12 protein-coding genes are annotated in these 16431 nt (G+C 43.7%); 5 read left to right on the top strand and 7 right to left on the bottom strand.

The features are described from left to right. Nucleotides 1–105 precede the first annotated feature (105 nt). A complete protein-coding gene (csx16, locus tag AB4371_RS17550; RefSeq protein WP_157938426.1) occupies nt 106–423 on the bottom strand; it encodes a CRISPR-associated protein Csx16 in 318 nt (105 codons plus the stop codon). 237 nt (nt 424–660) lie between these two features. On the opposite strand from csx16, the gene AB4371_RS17545 reads away from it, so the two are divergent. From AB4371_RS17545 to AB4371_RS17535, 3 genes are all read left to right on the top strand, one after another. Next, nucleotides 661–1560: an NYN domain-containing protein gene (locus AB4371_RS17545; RefSeq protein WP_102393550.1), complete on the top strand. Its 900-nt coding sequence runs from the start codon at nt 661–663 to the stop codon at nt 1558–1560. Nucleotides 1561–1631: 71 nt separating this feature from the next. Then, a complete protein-coding gene (locus AB4371_RS17540) occupies nt 1632–2123 on the top strand; it encodes a hypothetical protein (protein WP_102393549.1) in 492 nt (163 codons plus the stop codon). 129 nt (nt 2124–2252) lie between these two features. Beyond that, complete coding sequence (locus tag AB4371_RS17535; RefSeq protein WP_170962377.1) at nt 2253–2405, top strand: hypothetical protein; 153 nt, start codon at nt 2253–2255, stop codon at nt 2403–2405. A gap of 540 nt (nt 2406–2945) precedes the next feature. Here AB4371_RS17535 and AB4371_RS17530 read toward each other — a convergent pair. Then, nucleotides 2946–5231, bottom strand: coding sequence for a glycoside hydrolase family 9 protein (locus tag AB4371_RS17530; RefSeq protein WP_372150405.1), 2286 nt, complete (start codon nt 5229–5231; stop codon nt 2946–2948). A 300-nt stretch (nt 5232–5531) separates the two neighbouring features. Between AB4371_RS17530 and AB4371_RS17525 the strand changes: the two genes are divergently transcribed. After that, nucleotides 5532–5789: a hypothetical protein gene (locus AB4371_RS17525; protein WP_050634283.1), complete on the top strand. Its 258-nt coding sequence runs from the start codon at nt 5532–5534 to the stop codon at nt 5787–5789. 126 nt (nt 5790–5915) lie between these two features. Here AB4371_RS17525 and AB4371_RS17520 read toward each other — a convergent pair whose 3' ends face one another. The 5 genes from AB4371_RS17520 to AB4371_RS17500 form a co-directional block, all read right to left on the bottom strand. Next, nucleotides 5916–6455 (bottom strand): cupredoxin family protein, encoded by a 540-nt coding sequence (locus AB4371_RS17520; RefSeq protein ID WP_372128174.1) that lies wholly within the window; start codon nt 6453–6455, stop codon nt 5916–5918. Nucleotides 6456–6561: 106 nt separating this feature from the next. Then, nucleotides 6562–9705: an efflux RND transporter permease subunit gene (locus tag AB4371_RS17515; RefSeq protein ID WP_372150404.1), complete on the bottom strand. Its 3144-nt coding sequence runs from the start codon at nt 9703–9705 to the stop codon at nt 6562–6564. Further along, on the bottom strand, nt 9702–11444 hold the full coding sequence (locus AB4371_RS17510) for an efflux RND transporter periplasmic adaptor subunit (RefSeq protein WP_372150403.1): 1743 nt from the start codon (nt 11442–11444) through the stop codon (nt 9702–9704). The genes AB4371_RS17515 and AB4371_RS17510 overlap by 4 nt, the downstream gene beginning before the upstream one ends. Nucleotides 11445–11455: 11 nt before the next feature. After that, the gene (locus AB4371_RS17505; protein WP_372150406.1) at nt 11456–12898 is read right to left on the bottom strand and encodes a TolC family protein; all 1443 of its coding nucleotides are present in this window, start codon (nt 12896–12898) and stop codon (nt 11456–11458) included. A gap of 99 nt (nt 12899–12997) precedes the next feature. Further along, a complete protein-coding gene (locus AB4371_RS17500) occupies nt 12998–13462 on the bottom strand; it encodes a hypothetical protein (protein WP_017064449.1) in 465 nt (154 codons plus the stop codon). A 234-nt stretch (nt 13463–13696) separates the two neighbouring features. Here AB4371_RS17500 and AB4371_RS17495 point away from each other — a divergent pair. Next, nucleotides 13697–16431: VCBS domain-containing protein (locus AB4371_RS17495; RefSeq protein ID WP_372150402.1), on the top strand; the 2735-nt coding region annotated here is incomplete at its 3' end.

Genomic DNA, 16431 nt, shown 5'->3' with positions numbered 1-16431 from the left:
GCTTAAGGTTCTGTCTATGACTGACTGTTAATAAAAAAATGGCTATCAATTGATAGCCATTTTTCATGATGAATTATTGTAATTTGATGGTGTTACTTATTACGCTCATTTTCTATTCAAGAAAATGCAATCACTTCGTAAGACTTCATATTTTTCTAAACGTGGGCTACATTCAATCAATTGTAAGTAGCTCAATTCCCTACCTCTTAGGTACGATGGGATATCCAAGGAAAAGTGATAATAGTTTACATTTTTCTCGGTCAGCTCCACCACCAAATGAATAGGTAATGTGCCTAGCACGGTATCACCAGGTTCAAACATATCGATTGATTCAACATGAGTCAACCAATGGTGTATATCTATATTAAAGCTCTTAATTAAGTCAATCGTAGCGGGGTGGCGAGTAACAAAATAGGTTTTCATCGTTTGTATCCAATCATATACGTTACACCGCATTCTATCAGAGCTAGAGGCTTTGCTGATCTTAGTCGGAGCCGAGTAATAAAAGAGACTCACTGACACAACGAAGGCACTCCCTTAGTACTTGCTCGGATCCGAGCAAGTGGTACTTCCGCTAACAATCGAGAATAATCCATCTCGAAATGATTAACGCACTCGACAAACCACATTGAGATTATTTACAAAGTATAGGGATAGCTAATGACAAGAGTAGCACTGATGATCGATGGCGAAAATATTTCGGCTAAGCATATATACAAATGTATTGATAAGGCTGAGGCATACGGTGACGTAATAATTAAACGCGTGTATGCCAATGTCGCAAAAACAAATAATGCATGGGGCGAACACGCTGCGAGTCAAAGTGTACGTTACATTCATGCTCAAGAAACCGCTAATAAAAAGAATACCACCGATATGCTGCTAGCAATCGATACGATGGAATTAGCGTTAACAAATAGAGCCGACACTTTTATCTTTTGTTCGGATGATTCAGATTTTGGTCCGCTAATACAAAAACTCATTGAACTAGAGAAAACAGTTATTGGAGTTGGAACTAACAAAGCAAATGATGGATATAAGAGTAGCTACACCGATTTTGAATGCTTAAATACATCACCTAAGTTAGACAATCCAATAGTAAAAAATTCGATTATTGGATTAGAAGACATGTTATCTATCAACTCGGAAACTAAACAGAGGTTTCCAAGCAACTTGGATTTTGAGATGTTTATGTCAATCTGTTATCAAGAATTACAGCATGGTTATTGGGTCAATATATCATGTTTAGGAGGTAAACTTGCACATTTCAAATTGACAAAAAGAAACCTAAAGCTTGTTAGTATCCTAAAAAACATTGAATACTTTGAGCATAGAGTGAACGGTGAGCATAGCCAATTTCGTTTAAGAAAAACGCAACAAGAATGTGTAAAAAGAATCAATAATGATGATCTAATCAGAACAAATAGAAAGAATGAAATTTTAAACACTAAATTTTGGATCAAATGCGCAAAGACTTTACAAATGAAAGTAGAGAACACCTTAAGTAATTGGTTAGACGTACTGAAAAATAAAAAACATAGTAACCATTATTTTAATTAAATGGCTTTCAACCATCTAACCACAATTACAATTACACTATTTAACTAAAAATTATTTATTAGGATATCACTATGAGAATGACAAAAACGATCTCTTACCGCCATAACAATGGTACATCTAAAATTAGCATTGATCCTGCATTATATGGTGCAGTAAGCAGTAAGCATGAAAATGGTCAAACTTGGTTACGACAAAATGCTACCAAGCTTCATAATGAACTAGGTGGTGACCGTATTTCATATCGAGTAGCTGAAAAGGCTTTCCTTTCTATTCTTCCTGAAAAAAGCATGCAGGATTACGAGTCAAGGCTTGGGTATTGTAACGTAAGAATCTCATTAGATAATGTGCAGTATGCATTCTCTCTACCACATGTGCTTCTGCATTACATCTCAAAGGTTTATACCAAAAAATTCGATTTAGATAATATTCTTCGACAAGCACTCGTTGAGTTTGCTAAAAGAGACTCTCCCAAAAACAGATCTCGAACACTAGTAGAGGCTCTGCTTGATTCCATTACTTGTGGTTCTGATGTTACGGACAATAAGAATAAAGCATCAGGATAAATAAGAGCTAGACTGGTCAGCAGACTGATAAGTTAGGCAACCTCGTAAAAAGAACGAGCTAGTTACTAAGCAGCATCGATGACGCTCGACCGATAGAAATTATGTTGAATAAGTATGATTGGAGTAATAATGGAATTGGAGTTAACAAATGATCAGGTAGATATTTTACTGCATTTAGTTCAAACGGAGATGAATGGAATCTGTGGTGACTTGGGCTACATGGAGCTTTCAAAAATAAGGGCAATTTTAGGGCGGCAGTCACCTGAACATCTTTCAGAATAGTCTGATATTTCCCCAAAACCTACGTTTAACCACATAATATGATGAATAAATTGTAATGAAAAACCTACCTCAATTGAAAGAATTTAGACTCGTTGGCTCGACCTTTCCAGTCGTAGATCCTACTGATTTACCTCAGGATGTACTAGCTGCATTAGATAAGTACATGATTGGGAAAACAGTTAGCCATCCTATTTACATATACGTTCAGGACTGGATAGAGTTCTGTGGGGCAGTAGAGCGCGGAAACATCCATATTTAACGTGAAGACCGCAAGCGTATCATAAAGCCCGCATTCTAATCTTCTAGAACAAACACAAGCAGGAGGTTGAAGATGCGGGATACGATTCCCGCTGCACGCTCCAACCTCTATTTAGTTTCAAATTATCTTTAGTTACAATCCCCCTTTAGATTCACCATCTCCGCTTAGCTTAAAGTCTAAAACAATTAAAACTGCGCACTTCATTGTGTGATTTTTTGTATTAAAAAAGAGCAATACCAAATGATATTACTCTTTGAATATTCTTAATTTAATTGATTACCTCAATCAAGCTGCCCTTCATCTAAAGCAGAAGTAACCCATACTAGCGGCGCATTCCAGTTGATGGTTATCTCGTTCAACGTCCAAGCTCCAATATTATCGCTGTAACACGTTTGTCCAACACATTTGCCTTTCATCACAGCGGCAATAGGATCGCTAAAACTTACCGAATTTGGGCCTCCAATTAACGCACCCGGCGCTGGTTTTGGTGAACTTTCATCAGCAGCGTAAGCCCAGAATCGATGATGAGGATTCTCAGCAGGTTTCGTTCCATAACCAGTAACATAAGAGATATTCATCGGGTTACCTCCGAGGATATAATCCATCGCACTAGCCGCCGCTTTGATGTATCGAACATCATTGGAAAAATCGTTAGCGTAAATCAAAAAGATACTTCGGTTTACAAGGTTGGAGTTTGAGCCCCACGAATACTCTTCTACGGTATAAGGAATGTTATAGCCTTCATTGGCAACTTGCTTGGTATAAGATTCAGCCGTTTTAATGATGTTCTTACGTGCTTGTTCAATAGCCTGGCTGTCTAATGAGTTAGGTACCACGGCTAAACTCACAGTGCCCGCAGGCGCTATATACTGCCAATACATATCACCATCCGCATTGATGTTCCCCTTCGGCACTTCAAGATAGTGTGGAGAATCAATCAATACTTTTTTATAAACCTCATCATTGGTTGTGATAAAGAGCTCGGCCGCAGCCCAGTATCGCTCATCACTCAATTCGATATCATCATACGGCCCAGAGCCTGTGAATTTGTCGTAAGCATAGATATCTTGATGTTGATTTGCGGCGTTCCACGCTTTGATCGCTGAATCCAAACATAACTGTGAGAAATCACTGTCGATATCTTTCCAAATACGTGCGCACTGAGCACCGATTGCCGCCAGATTCAATGAAGCCGCAGTAGTAGGATAACCAACATAACGTTTCTGAGTATCTTTGTGTGGCGGTAATGGCATGCCCGTCCAAGACTCATCCGCGATCTTATGGAATGCCAGCCCTCTCGCGTTAATCTCGGTAAGTTTTAGCTGTTTACTTGCAGACTGATTACCAACAGGGACAGAGATAGGCGTGTCAGAGTCGACTTGCATCGCTAACATGAACTCAATGTTCCAACGCGCTTCAGACAACAACGGATTAACGCCATTGGTTGCTTCAGGGATTTTCACTTTGCCCTCAGAAAAAGGAAGCAATTTGTTTTCTAGGAACTGACTTCGCTCGTATAAATTCAGAAGTGTCCATGTTGAGATGCCACTGTTCACCGTGTATTTACCATGATCGCCTGCATCGTACCAACCACCGGTCGCATCAATAGTCAGGTCACAGCCAGGCCATTTATTTCCCCAACTATCAACTTTATCAAAACAGGTTGCAGTATCGGACATGTGGCCACCGGGCCTCGCAAGATCTTCACGTTGAACGAACTCTGGCTTTATTTCAATGCCGCTGCGATTTTGATAGAAGTAAGACAACGCATCGAGCTTCAACTTGCTATAAACATCATTTCGAATATCGAATGGATAGCTTACATCGTCATCGACCTTGACCGTTAAACCTCTCATCGTGTCTGTATATTTTGAAAGGTTAACTCGGTGAATGTGCTCACCCGACGCTTTATTCAAACCGAATACTTCTGTTTTACCGAGGTCGAGGCTGATCCCTGATTGAGAGACTAATGTCCATTTCAAAGGTGTCGTCGAGGTATTTTCAACAAAGATATATTTATCAGATTTCGGTAAGAAACCAACTTGGTTAGCTCGAATAGGCATCTTAGTCGCTACTTTTACAAATGGCTTACCTACAACAGAAACGTTATCAACACAGATGACACCAGTTTTCTGTGCGCCTAATTGAAACTGGAATTCTGTATCGGCGTCACTATCAAGTTCGTGTACAAAATCAAACGTATAGCTTTGCTTGTCTTCGGATACACCTACTTCGGTTAGAAAATAGTGTGTATAGGGAGGGCCTTCATGTTGAATCAAGGCTTTCATCTCAGTATCAATATTCGCATATGCATCGAACGATACTTGGTACCTTTGACCTTGCTCTAAACCAATGCCACTGTGACCTAAAATGACATCCCAAGAATTTTTTCCTGGGTTTTTTATATCAATACACGCTTCATTACTTTCTGTTGCTCTGTTGGCGCCGGCATTCCACCAGCCATCCATATTGCCTTTAAAGTGACTATTCCTAATCTGCTCTTCTGCATAAGTTACTCCAGAAGATAAAATCATGAAAACCGCGAGAGATAACGTTCCTTTTTTCATCATTATTCCTTAAAGATGTTTAATATCTCCAAGGAAACTAGCGAAATAGATTCAATAATAGAGAGTTAACATTCGCAAAAAATAGACTCGTTAAAATAAATATTATGATTTCTTGTGATGTTTAACACTAAGGAACAAGTTCATGAATCAATTGCATGGATAGACAAAACGATATTGTGCTAGTGCTTCTCAATTAAACTCAGATTTCATAAAAGTGCGGGTTTAATAATCTTGGTCAATATCTGCAAAAACAGTTGTGGTAATGTGCGCGCATTAGCAACAACCCATAAATAATTAAAAATGTTTAAAAGCAATGAGTTAACAATCAACATCGAAGCAATTAATGTCGCGCTAGCAAAAGTTGAAAATGCCAATAAAATTCAGCTAGATACATTGAAAGGTTATGTGAACAGCGAGCCTGAACAGGCTGTACTGGCTTTTCGATCGCTGAATGAAGCAGAATCAATCGACGACAAGCTTAAGAAGATCATGTCAGAGCTACCGCATCTGAGCGGCGAAGCACACCACCTGCTTGAAACTTCTATCTTGCTACAGTGATTATGAATAAAGATAAGCCTCAGCGAATCCCTCACAGCAAAGCGCTTTGGGTATAAGTTAAGACTTATCTTTAATTTCTAGCCCTCATTGAATTATCTAATTCAACTAAGCGCTATTGATTAACGTCTAAAGCGTTATCGACTTCACCATACCCGCTTCAGCGTGACCAGGAATATTGCACGCGAACTCTACGTTATTATCGCCATGGAAATGCCACAGCAATTGCTTCGCTTTACCCGGCTTAACCGTAACTGTGCTACCCGAGTCATGAGCGTGATTACCCATGTTTTTCATCATTTCACGGTGCTCTAGCTGCTCTGAGGCAGAACCAATCGAGAATTCGTGATCAATCTTGCCTGTGTTCATCACAACAAACTGCACCACGTCGTTCGGCTCAATATCAACCTTGTTCTTAAATGTGATTTTCATATCGTCACTTAGCAGAACATGAACCACTTTATCCGGCTTTGCGCCTGTCGCAGGCATACCCACTTCTGACATACCTTCCATATTCATCATCGAATGGTCCATCTTTCCATCCTTCATCATGCTGTGATCCATTTTTGAATGATCCATCTCTCCATTTTTTATCATTGAGTGGTCCATTTCAGCAAAAGCCGTTGCAGTAGTTAACGTCAGTGCAATCGCAATAAGTGTCTTTTTCATGATCGTTCCTTAGATAAATTCAGTTATTTATTTGTTAGTTTCACATGTTTGTGTGGTACGCCCTTACCCACTCTGTTTTGGTCAGTAAGGGCTAATAATCAATACGTTATTTGTTTGTTTCGTTTTGACTGTGCGTAATCTCACGCTGTTTCCAGAGCTTAAAGATTGCAGGCAACACTAGTAGGGTGAGCAACAGCGCAGAAGCCATACCGCCTATCATTGGTGCTGCGATTCGTTGCATCACTTCTGAGCCCGTACCCTCGCCATACATGATTGGAATGAGGCCGATAATCACCGTAAGTACCGTCATCATCACAGGGCGCACACGCAGTCCTGCCCCTTCACGGATCGCATCCGTTAAGTCTTCACTCTGAAGTGCTTGCTGGTTCTGCTCCGCATCCAATTTTTTGTAGTGCCACGCTTGGTTTAAGTAGACCAACATGATCACACCTATCTCAACAGCAACCCCGGCAAGCGCGATGAAACCCACACCCACTGCAATGGAGAAGTTGTAATTGAGGATATGCATTAGCCATAAACCACCAACCATCGCGAGTGGTAATGTCAGCATGATCATCATCACCTCACCGACACGGCGGAAGCTCAAATACAGCAGCAACATAATGATGGCAATGGTGATAGGCACGACCACACTTAAGCGATCTTTGGCGCGTTCCATGTACTCGTATTGACCAGACCAAGCCAGTGAGTAACCCGCAGGCAAAACAATTTGATCTGTAACGACTTTTTGTGCCTCTGCCACATAAGAACCAAGGTCACGCCCTTCGATATCCACGAACACCCAACCATTAGGACGCGCATTCTCTGTTTTGATCATCGGAGGGCCATCTTCATATCGAATATCTGCTACGTCCGATAGAGCGATACGAGCTCCATTTGGTGTTACTAACGGTAAGTTCTGCAGCTTGACGACAGAATCACGATAGCTTTGTGGGTAACGGACATTGATTGGATAACGCTCTAGCCCCTCAACGGTTTCACCCACGTTCATGCCACCAACCGCCGTCGAGATAACCTGTTGCACTTCTTTAATGCTCAAGCCATATCGCGCAGCTGAGCGACGTTTAATGTCTATCGTCACATACCGACCGCCCGCAACACGCTCGGCGTAGACAGAAGCTGTACCACTCACGCCGTTGAGGATGGGTTCAAGTTGCGAACCAATATCTTCAATCACGCTCAGCTCTGGGCCAGCGATTTTGATACCGATTGGGGTTTTGATACCAGTCGCTAACATGTCGATACGGGTTTTGATTGGCATAACCCACGCATTGGTTAAACCTGGGAACTGAATCAGATCATCAAACTCTTTACGCAGAGACTCAGTAGTGACACCGTCACGCCACTCATCTCGCGGTTTAAGCTGAATCACGGTTTCAATCATGGTTAACGGTGCAGGATCGGTTGCTGTCTCTGCTCGACCAATTTTGCCCCACGTGGTTTCGACTTCTGGAATGGTTTTGATGAGCTTATTGGTTTGTTGCAACAACTCACGCGCTTTACCAATTGAAATACCCGGATAGGTGGTTGGCATGTACATCAAATCCCCTTCGTCCAAAGGAGGGATAAACTCGCTACCAAGCTTACTGGTTGGGTAATAAGCAGATGCCATTAAGCCAAGTGCGATAACAATCATCATCTTTGGATATTTTAGGCTGAGGTTCAGAAGCGGTTTGTACATTGCCACTAGGCTGCGGTTGACTGGGTTTTTGTGTTCAGGCAACACGTTACCGCGAATGAAGTAACCCATTAGCACAGGCACAAGCGTGATAGCCAAACCGGCTGCAGCAGCCATTGCATACGTCTTGGTAAACGCAAGTGGCGAGAACATCTTGCCTTCTTGCCCTTCTAGCGCGAACACAGGCACAAAGCTCAAGGTAATGATAATCAGAGAGAAGAACAGCGGTGCGCCAACTTCTTCTGCAGCCTTACCTATCACTTGCCAACGGTTTTTATCAGTGAGCGGAGTCCGTTCAATGTGTTTATGAACGTTCTCGATCATCACGATGGCACCATCGACCATGGCGCCAATCGCAATCGCTATTCCGCCAAGAGACATGATGTTGGCGTTAATACCCTGCCAATGCATCACAATGAATGCACCTAAGATACCAACAGGCAGACTTAGTGCGATAACCAACGACGAGCGGATATGGAACAAGAACAGCGCACACACCACGGCGACCACGATGAACTCTTCAGCCAGCTTCTTCCAAAGGTTTTCAACGGCTGAATCAATCAAAGTCGAACGGTCATAAGTTGCGACAATCTCGACACCATCCGGTAAGCCAGCTTGCAGTTCAGCGAGTTTGGATTTAACCGAGTCGATCACTTCACTGGCATTTTCACCAAAGCGCATCACGATAACGCCGCCAACCGCCTCGCCCTCACCGTTGAGTTCCGAGATACCACGACGCATTTGCGGGCCGAGGTTAATATCAGCAATGTCACCTAATAGCAGCGGAGTACCTTTGTCGGTCACTTTTAGCGGCAAAGATTGAATGTCTTCAATGCTTGTCAGGTAACCCGTCGTACGAACCATGTGCTCGGCTTCCGCAATCTCAACAACAGACGCACCGGTTTCTTGGTTACCATCTTGGATTGCCTTGTTGACTTGCTGAAGTGTTAGGTCATAAGCACGTAACTTGGCCGGATCAATCTGTACTTGGTACTGCTTCACCATGCCGCCAACGGTCGCCACTTCAGACACGCCTTCTACGGTTTGCAATTCATACTTCAAGAACCAATCTTGCAAACTACGAAGTTCCGCTAAGTCGTGCTGACCTGTTTTATCTTGCAACACGTAGCTGTAAACCCAGCCCACACCGGTTGCATCTGGCCCTAGTGTTGGCTTGGCACTCGATGGCAAGTTAGGTGCAACTTGGCTTAAGTACTCCAACACTCGTGAACGCGCCCAGTACATATCGGTATCGTCATTGAAGATGATATAGACATAGGAATCACCAAAGAACGAGTAGCCACGAACTGTTTCAGCACCCGGTACAGCTAACATGGCGGTGGTCAATGGATAGGTCACCTTATCCTCGACCACTTGTGGGGCTTGCCCCGGATAACTGGTTTTGATGATCACCTGAACATCTGACAAATCAGGAATGGCATCGACAGGTGTATTTTTAACGCTGTATAAGCCGCCAAATACGATGGCTACAGTAGCAACCAACACTAAGAAGCGGTTGCTAATAGACCAGCGAATGATTGCATTGATCATAGTTCGCCCTCACCCGTGCTATTCGTCGGTTCGAGAGATTTGAGCACATAATCAGAACCTTGCTTCGCCACTAGAAACCGAATGGTTTGACCCTCGGAAAACTCAGATAAATCAAGGTCATCACTGGCTTGGAAATTCATTTCACCCGCTTTCCAATTCCACTCAGGGACTGGCTGATGTTTTACGGTGATCATGCCAAAATCTGCCATCAACATAGTGATGTCACCCGTTACCCAAACTTCGCCAGCGATCTTGTGTTTGTTCACCTTGTAATCCACAACCTCGTACTGCCCTGACTCTGTCTTTCTCATCTCAAAGTCAATTGCCTTACCACGTTGCACGTCACTCATGTCCAAGCCTTCCACAAAGGTGAAATTCATCACCATGCCCGGCCAATCCCATTCTGGAACAGGCTGATGGTTAATCGTCACCATACGGCTGCCTTGCATAACATCGGAAATTTCACCGTTTGCCCATACGGTTTCCGCTTCTTCCTCAACACCATTGATGCGTGACAGATCAGCTGATTGGCTCGATTCAGAATCCAACATGAAGTGTGCAGAAGTGACAATGTTTTCGCCTTGCTCTAGCCCTTGAAGCACCTCTATTTTTTCGCCAGCTTCACGACCAACCTCAATACGAGCAGAGCGATACTTGCCAGAACCTTTTGACATCACCACTCGAGTCATACCACCGGAGTGAATCACCGAAGATCTTGGGATAGTAAGAACGGCTTCATCACTGATGGGTTTCAGCGCAATATTGGCAAACATATTTGGCTTAAGCTCGCCATTTGGATTGGAGAACTTCAAACGAACGCGCAAGGTTCGAGTTTTTGGGTCAAGGATTGGGTACACGTAATCGACATTACCCAACCACTCTTTGCCGGGAATGGCATCTAGCGTCATCACCGCATTGCTGCCTGACGAGATCCAGTGCGCTTGACGCTCAAACACCTCAGCATCAACCCATACTTCGCCTAATGGGCCTGCACTGATCACCGCTTGTGCAGGTGAAAGGTAACCACCTTCTCGGATATTCAGACTTGCGATGACACCATCGGCTGGCGCTTTGACTTCAATGGTTTGTGAGGCTTTGCCTTTGCGCGTAATAGAGCGGATTTGAGTCTTATCAACACCCAAGGTAATTAAGCGTTCAGTCGAGCCCTTGATCAAACCTTTACGACCCGTTTTATAAGCACTGATCAACTCTTCTTGTGCTTTAACAAGCTCTGGAGAATAGAGTGTGAAAAGCACATCACCTTTGTTTACCTTCTCACCCACAGCGTTGATGTAGAGCTTCTCAACCCAACCAGCTGCTCTTACGTTGGTTTGCCACAATGTACTTTCATCGAACGCCACATAACCCACAGTTTCAATCCGAGGAGACAGCGCTTCGAACTTAACTTTCGCTGTTTTGACACCCAGATTATTTTCTACCGAAGAATCAATGAACACGGTACCGGGCTTATCTTTGGCTCCGCCGTTCACATCGTCAGCATATACAGGGATAAGATCCATCCCCATTGGCGATTGACCCGGCTTATCACGCTGATAATTTGGGTCCATCGGAGCCACCCAATACAGAGGTTCATCCTTGGTTTGTTTACTTACTTCGGCGTCTGTACTCGTTGCCATTGCTGACATGTCGTGTGCTGGATTAATTAGAAAATGGTTCACACCAAAACCCAATGCACCACCGACCAATAAAGCGATTGTTGCTACTTTTACTGTACTCATTGTCTATTCCCTTATTGATTGGCTGTGTGTTTAGTTACGCTTGAGTTGAGTTGTGGTTGGTTTACTTGGTATTCAAAGCCACTGACTAACGCCGCCAGTTTGCTGTTAACGATGTTGAGATCGGTGATCAAACGTTGTTGCTCTAACTTAAGCGCCAGCTCATCGGTCGTTGCTAAAATGACATCGTTAAACTGAGCGGTATTGTTTTGATAGCCCCTCTCAACCGCACTGATTCGTGCTGCAGTTTGAGGAAGCAAGGACGTTTGATAGCGATCTAATCGCTGGATCAGATTTGATCTGTCCACCAGCAATGCGTTCACTTGCGCGTTCATTTGGGAAAGTAAGGTGTCTTTTTGAGATTTAGCCGCACCAACTTGATACTGAGCAGCCGATAAGTTCTTATCTTGTCGATTCCCCGTAAACAGCGGGATGTCGACAGTCAGATAGGCACTCACCAGATCAGAAGCAGGTTCACCTGCCATGTTATTGGCTTGACGGTGTGCATACATCACTTCCACCCCAAACTGCGGGGTATAAGCTTGCTCGGCTAACTCAACCTGAGTTTGATTGGAGGAAATACTGACATCGGAGATCTTAATCAAAGGATGGTCAGTCAGTAGCTTGTAGTGCTTGGTTGAATCGATATTGGTCGCTAATTTGCTTTCCAACAACGACCAATCGATTTGGTTAGTTGCATTCAGTGTGCCCAGAGAATCAAGAGCCTGAGATCCTAGCCAATCAGAACCCAACCATTCAGAAAGCTGAGAGATTAAACGACGCTGAATTTGCTGATTAGCTTGTAGCTTTTCATCAAGTTTACTGACTTGAAGCTGAGCATTAAGCAGATCTTGCGCTTCGCTTTTACCAATCGAGTAATTGGTTTGTACATAGTTTTCAAGCTCAACCAACAAACGACGATTTTGACGAATCACCGACTCAGCCTTTTGCTGATAACCTAACTCAAGCCAAAGCTGCGTCATGCTATTCGCAACCGTCAATTCTCTTGCGTGCACCTGCAAAGCTAACGCATCAGCCTGCTGGCCTGCCTTTTTCTGTTGGAGGTTAAGCGTATCGCCACGCTCAAACTGCTGCATCAGCCCTACCGATATATTGGTCATCGGGTCTTCGTCGAATTGAAAGCTATCGACAGGCAAACCGCCAAATCCAACTTTCAATTTCGGGTCCATTAAGGTCGAGCTGGCAATGCCCGTTTCTCGCATCGCTTGAGACTGAGCAAAGTACTGTTTGCGATTTCCATCTTCGCTTAACGCTGTCTCAATCAGTGTATTGAGTTGCTGCGTCGAGCTTGCTTGGTCATGTGCTGAAATGTGTTGAGCATTTGAAGCTGACGCCGTGGTAGCCGCGAGCGTAGCACTTGAAAACAAGGCCATAGGCAAGGTAGCAGCAACCACTAAGCTCGTGTTCATGACAAACACAGAGGTTGTTGGTTTCATATTCACAATGAATGTCCATATCTAACGCTAATTAGCGCATAAAAAAGAATGGCTTATCAGATTTATCTAACTGATAGAGCTGTATTTTTAGATATAGATTTATGCGGAAGGTGGGCGTAGCAAAGATTGAGCGCGTGCGACTTTCTGGCCAATCGTGACCGATTGAAAACGAGCTAATGAAAAGGAAAGTTGATCAACGGCTTGAACAGCCTGAATTGGATAGGGACTTGCAGAACACATTGAGGCACAGCAATCGACACTCGAACAATGGTTACCCATCATCGAGCTACCATCTTCGCTCATTGAAGACATATCGCATTGAGCCATCAAAGCATGGGCACTCATGTTAGAGTCTTCAGCGTGTACTTCTTCACTCATCACATGACACCCCGCCATTGAATCATTAACCGAAGTATCGCTGTGGTAACAAGCCGACTTGCTCGACCCCATTTCCATCATCATTACTTCAGTCATCAAGGCTGAGGAGCTTGAGGCATAGCTAGACATCAACATCGCAATGATGCTGAAAACAATAATCCAAGTTTTTCGGAATGTGTTTGTCATAGTTTACCTTTGAATTTACAACGCAACTATAAACGTTCCCCTTAGGGTAAGGTCAATGTCATTGTGCCGATATTTACCTGACCGTTGAAAAAGTATTCATCCTCTCTTTCATCAAAACGAGATAATTCTTCGACTTTACAGTTTTTTTCTTTAAAAATTATCCAATTAGCTAGCGAAACCTCTATCTGTGTATTTTACTTAAAATAGTGCAACCACGATTCACGGATGAGAAAAATGGCTAACAAAAAAAACGTCGAAGCAAACAAGAAAAATACAGAAATCAAAAATAAGAAAAGTAACGAGCTAGAACAAAAGAAACCAACACAAAAAAAGAAGCTCAGACTGCATTCACACCTAAAAGTTAATATCCCACTTTTTCAATCACTCATGATGATACTGCCATCATTGGCTAAACACGCGTCTGCCCAGGGTGCAGACAGCTCGGGCGATACCGTAGATCAGCTACCCGTAAATAACGTGACAGAAAAAGATGTCAGCGACGACCATGGAAAAACAGACTCATCAGCGGTTACTCATCAAGAGGCTCAAAAGAGCGACAGCGACGTAAACTCGACCTTAAGTGCAAGCCACGATCCCCATGGCTCGAGCTCTAACTTGGTTCCTTCTCATCATTTATCGACACTTTCTCACCCGCAAGTCCATTACGTTCCTTCGGTATCTATCCCAACCATTTCTTCTGGAAGTAACAGCCAGCCAACTCATTCGAATGCACCTACGACGCCCGCTTTACCCGTTACTTTCATGCCAGAAGTCATAAAAGGTACCTACGGAGAGCTTCATGTAGATGCAAATGGTCAATACACATTTGTATTGAATCCAAATTCTCCTCAATACATCCTGTTAAACCAGCACCAACCAGGTACTGATCATTTTGCGTTACATCTATCTAACGGCTCGAGCATCATTGTTCAGATACCGGTAACAGGTAAGCAAGACACGCCAAATATTTCTGGAGACTTAACAGGTGTGGTAACAGAAGATCACAATATTGATTCACAAGGCTTGTTACATGCGAACGGCAAAATCGATGTCATAGACCCTGACCAAAATGAAAGTTCGGTTACGCCGGAAGTTATCTCAGGTAAATATGGTTCATTAACTATCGATGCTGATGGACATTGGCAGTATCAAGTTGATAACTCGCTCTCTAATGTTCAAGCTTTAACCGCAGCCACTTCACTGCATGAAAGTTTCACAATTCACACCAAAGATGGCACACCGCAAACGATCGATATGACGATTGGCGGAAACGACGACAATGCCGTAATTACGGGTGTGGATGCTGGCACGTTAACTGAAGATTTAACGACACAAGTTCAAGGGCAGCTTTCGGTAACGGACTCTGATCTTGGAGAGGACCACTTTCAAGCCTCACAAGTGACTAGTAATTTCGGTACGCTAAGCATCACCAAAGACGGTGCGTGGACATACAGTTTAGACAACAATAACCCAGTAGTTCAAAGACTTGGCCAAGGTTCAACTGCGACAGACATCGTCACTGTTCACTCAGCTGATGGCACAGCGCATCAAGTTATGGTTACGATTAATGGCACCAACGACCATGCGGTAATCACGAGTAGTACAGCAAATTCACCAAGTTCGTTTTTGGCTATCGGGAAAAGTAATGGCTCAAGCCAAGTTACTGAAGATAAAAACCTAACGGTTTCGGGCCAACTCAACATCACCGATATCGACTCAAAAGAGGCGCATTTTTCTAATTCCGACCTCAAGGGGACACTGGGTACTTTACACCTTAAAGACAATGGCGATTGGACCTATGACCTAGATAATAAAAAACCACAAGTTCAAGCTCTTGGTCAAGGTTCTGCGACAACAGACATCATAACCATCCACTCCGCCGACGGCACTCCTCATCAAATTACAATTACCGTTATCGGCACCAATGATAAAGCCGTGATAAGCGGAACAAGTGCTGGAGTGGTAACCGAAGAGTCCCAACTTCAGACATCGGGCACACTTGCGGTAACGGATGTGGATACTGGCGAGGCACACTTCTCTCACACCGATATCGTAGGCTCGTTTGGTACGCTTCATCTGACCGATACTGGTTCTTGGACGTACGATCTTGATAATAAAAACCCTGCCGTTCAAGCATTAGGTAAAGGAGCAACCGCTACCGACACCATCACGGTTCAATCTGCTGATGGCACAACACATCAAGTTACGATTACGGTGAATGGCACTAACGACGCCGCTACTGTCAGCAGTGCGACCGTCGCTATCGATGAAACCGACAAAGCAGTAACGACTTCAGGAACATTAACCAGCACCGATGTCGATAATCCGGATAATGCGTTCACTCCAGACTCCATTGCAGGCACAAATGGCGACCTCAACATTGATGCCAATGGTCACTGGGTATTCACCGCTAACAGCGCGTTTAATCAATTGAATGTCGGCGACAAGATCGAAGAGACCTTTACGGTATCGTCGGTTGATGGCACACCGTCAACCATCAAAGTGACGATTAACGGCACTAACGATGCAGCGACAGTCAGTACCGCAACAGTCAGTGTGGATGAGACTGATAAAGCGGTAACGACATCAGGCACGTTAACCAGTACCGATGTTGATAATCCTGATAACACATTTACGCCAGACTCCATTGTTGGAGCTAATGGCGACCTAACTATTGATGCTAATGGGCATTGGGTGTTCACCGCCAACAGTGCGTTTAATCAATTGAACGTCGGCGATAAAGTCGAAGAGACCTTCACTGTCTCGTCTATTGATGGCACAGCGTCAACGATCAAAGTGACAATTAATGGCACCAATGATAAAGCGACGGTCAGTACCGCAACGGTCAGTGTGGATGAAACTGACAAAGCGGTAACGACATCAGGAACGTTGACCAGTACTGACGTGGATAATCCAGATAATGCATTCACACCGGATTCTATTTCAGGCACCAACGGTGACCTGACTAT

The sequence above is a fragment of the Vibrio sp. 10N.261.51.A3 genome, from assembly GCF_041471965.1.
Lineage (GTDB): Bacteria > Pseudomonadota > Gammaproteobacteria > Enterobacterales > Vibrionaceae > Vibrio > Vibrio crassostreae_C.
This window is presented reverse-complemented; position numbering and strand designations above follow the sequence as displayed.

Excerpts from the sequence above, each read along its gene's own strand:
- AB4371_RS17525 (WP_050634283.1), top strand. The coding sequence starts at position 5,532 with ATGTTTAAAAGCAATGAGTTAACAATCAACATCGAAGCAATTAATGTC.
- AB4371_RS17510 (WP_372150403.1), bottom strand. The coding sequence starts at position 11,444 with ATGAGTACAGTAAAAGTAGCAACAATCGCTTTATTGGTCGGTGGTGCA.
- AB4371_RS17520 (WP_372128174.1), bottom strand. The coding sequence starts at position 6,455 with ATGAAAAAGACACTTATTGCGATTGCACTGACGTTAACTACTGCAACG.
- AB4371_RS17515 (WP_372150404.1), bottom strand. The coding sequence starts at position 9,705 with ATGATCAATGCAATCATTCGCTGGTCTATTAGCAACCGCTTCTTAGTG.
- AB4371_RS17545 (WP_102393550.1), top strand. The coding sequence starts at position 661 with ATGACAAGAGTAGCACTGATGATCGATGGCGAAAATATTTCGGCTAAG.
- AB4371_RS17500 (WP_017064449.1), bottom strand. The coding sequence starts at position 13,462 with ATGACAAACACATTCCGAAAAACTTGGATTATTGTTTTCAGCATCATT.
- AB4371_RS17530 (WP_372150405.1), bottom strand. The coding sequence starts at position 5,231 with ATGAAAAAAGGAACGTTATCTCTCGCGGTTTTCATGATTTTATCTTCT.
- AB4371_RS17540 (WP_102393549.1), top strand. The coding sequence starts at position 1,632 with ATGAGAATGACAAAAACGATCTCTTACCGCCATAACAATGGTACATCT.
- csx16 (WP_157938426.1), bottom strand. The coding sequence starts at position 423 with ATGAAAACCTATTTTGTTACTCGCCACCCCGCTACGATTGACTTAATT.
- AB4371_RS17505 (WP_372150406.1), bottom strand. The coding sequence starts at position 12,898 with ATGAAACCAACAACCTCTGTGTTTGTCATGAACACGAGCTTAGTGGTT.
- AB4371_RS17535 (WP_170962377.1), top strand. The coding sequence starts at position 2,253 with ATGGAATTGGAGTTAACAAATGATCAGGTAGATATTTTACTGCATTTA.